This is a genomic window from Kluyvera sichuanensis, from assembly GCF_014218705.1.
Classification (GTDB): Bacteria; Pseudomonadota; Gammaproteobacteria; order Enterobacterales; family Enterobacteriaceae; genus Kluyvera; species Kluyvera sichuanensis.
The window spans coordinates 1-2,357 of record NZ_JABBJF010000068.1; the positions used below are offsets into that span (position 1 = coordinate 1).

The following is a 2,357-nucleotide window of genomic DNA, read 5'->3' on the forward strand; positions in this document are numbered from 1 at the left end:
TCGGAACCCTAAAGGGATCCCCCGATTTAGAAGTTGACGATTCAACCTTCTGCGCGGGCTTTGTAGTGGGAAAGAATCTCAGCTTTGCCCTGTTCGTAGGTGATTTCACCGGAGATAATTCGGGCTTTTACAGACTCATAAAAGGGAGTTCCAGAAGGATCCATCCCCTCCAGCTTTAGCGATGCTTCCGCCTTACGAAACCCGTCGATCCTTTGCTGTTTTGTCATTGATTTTCCTTTGAGCAGGATGCGAATAAGGCAGGCGTAAAGTGGGCCCACTTTACATATCCTGCCCGAATTCTGCCGTTGGTTATGCATGTATGCGTGTATGCATGCAGAGTGGAAATCTCAGGGAAACCCGAAGGAATGCCAAAGGAAATCTGTGTACCGGACAAGATGTGTTTTTGGAGTACCGCCACACGCAGCGGCATCCAAAAACAACCTGGTCAGGGCAAGCCCCGACACCCTAATCAGGATCTGATTTAAACTTATCGCGCTCAGGCAATCGGACGTATTTTCTTGGCGTCGAATCCCAGCCAAAGGCGAGGCGTGAACCATCATCTTCGCCATCGGAAATATCATCCCCGATAACCATGTCTTGATCCGTTTCCTGCTCCAGTTTCAGAACGTCCTTAAGCGCGCCACCTGTCGCAACAAAGCGGCGTTTATGCGTCTGCCGGGTCAGCTCTAAGAACCAGTCCGGGTCAGCAACCATATCAGCCGGCTTTGTCGAATATTTCAGGGTTTCAGCAACGGCACCGCGCACAAGTTCGGCAGTTGCACATGCCAGCGTCTGGCCATCTTTAGGCTTGCGGGGTTTCACTGCACGGACATCAACATTCGGATCGTAATCAACGCGCAGGCAGTCGCGCCACAGCTCAACCCATCGGTAATGCTTAACGTAACCATCGCCGGACAGCATTGAGGGAGGAACCATCATCAGGGTGTGAAAGTGGGGATGTGCAGAGCCATCGCGCCCGCGGGTTACTTCTGTCGTGCGAATCCAACCCTGTACGGGTTTAAATTCCTTGCGATCCTTCATTCGCTGGAATGCGGCATTCATGGCAGTAAGCGTGTCCCCGAGATCCTCGATCGCACAGTTGCGAACGGTGAGCGTGAGGAACATCCAGCGGGCATCAGGGTAATCAGCGACGATTTTCGGCAGAGACTGATAAAAACGGGCTTGCCACATCAGGGAACGCCTCCACTGGCAGACAGGGCAGTGACGAACGCGGCAGAAATGCGCCTCACGAAGCCGTAAACGCGTTTCTCCGGTGTCTTTAAGGGTAGACCAGCCAAAACGCAGCAAGCCGCCACAATCGCGCATACGAGCCGCATACGCCTCAAATTCAGCTGCACGCAGATAGATACCGCCAACATCATCAGATTGCGACTTGTGAACGTCCCACGGCTTATCGTCGGGACTGTAGTCAGTAAGGTTCTTTAGCTTAGGATTCTGCATGGCACCTGCTCCGGTATGGGCAGGCACAGAAAGGGTGTGTTATCATTTCCGTATCACCTGTAGAGAGAGTCTTAAACCGAATTTGTCCAGGTGATCGCGCCCCTGAAGTGTTGGTAGCACTTGCAGGGGTTTTCTTCATCATATCATCGTGTAAGTAAGGTCTTCGGAACCACCCGAAGTAATAAAAATTTAGTCAGCGAACACGATCACCTGCCAAAAATAATACAGACAAACCCATTTCGGAGCAAATCACGGCTCAGGCCTTGCGGCACAAGGGCTGGAGACGAATTTCAATCCCAGATTTATCCCTTAAGTATAAATACAAGGATTCCGACCCTTTCAGGGCCGAAAAACCAACCCCAAAAAGTGAATTCAAACACTCAAACATGAAAGCACTCAAACACTCGCAACTGAGCATCAGAATGAGACAAACGTGCAGTATTACATTCACTGCACGCGGCTGTTTCCGTTGCAAATCGCAACAAGAGTCCACTATTAAACAGAGTGGACCCCGCTTCCGAACGGCGTATGCCTCCTCGCAGAGCTGCGGGGGCAATCCCCGTTCCTCATCGCGGCCGCACGACATGACCCCTCACACTCTTCATGGCAGATTTAAACGAACAAGGCACACCGAGCAAAACGAGGATACCCCCACGGCATCACCTGTAGGGCAGGGCTTGCGCACCTACCCCACAGGCAATGCCTTGAAGGGGGTAAAAGCGGCTTTACAGGGCGATGGCTCACTACGTGAACCATCACCCATCACAAGGGTATGAGGGGTGCAGTCGTACAACCACTAAATCGGAACCCTAAAGGGATCCCCCGATTTAGAAGTTGACGATTCAACCTTCTGCGCGGGCTTTGTAGTGGGAAAGAATCTCAGCTTTGCCCTGTTC

2 protein-coding genes are annotated in these 2,357 nt (G+C 51.8%); both read right to left on the minus strand.

What is annotated here, in order from left to right:
• Nucleotides 1–41: 41 nt before the first annotated feature.
• Nucleotides 42–227, minus strand: a complete 186-nt coding sequence (locus HII27_RS26720; RefSeq protein WP_000166333.1) for an antitoxin VbhA family protein — start codon at nucleotides 225–227, stop codon at nucleotides 42–44.
• A 238-nt stretch (nucleotides 228–465) separates the two neighbouring features.
• On the minus strand, nucleotides 466–1,461 hold the full coding sequence (locus tag HII27_RS26725) for a protein rep (RefSeq protein ID WP_065519320.1): 996 nt from the start codon (nucleotides 1,459–1,461) through the stop codon (nucleotides 466–468).
• Nucleotides 1,462–2,357: the final 896 nt, after the last annotated feature.

What these genes read in the sequence shown, in the direction of transcription:
- HII27_RS26720 (WP_000166333.1), bottom strand. Translation starts at nt 227, where the DNA reads ATGACAAAACAGCAAAGGATCGACGGGTTTCGTAAGGCGGAAGCATCG.
- HII27_RS26725 (WP_065519320.1), bottom strand. Translation starts at nt 1,461, where the DNA reads ATGCAGAATCCTAAGCTAAAGAACCTTACTGACTACAGTCCCGACGAT.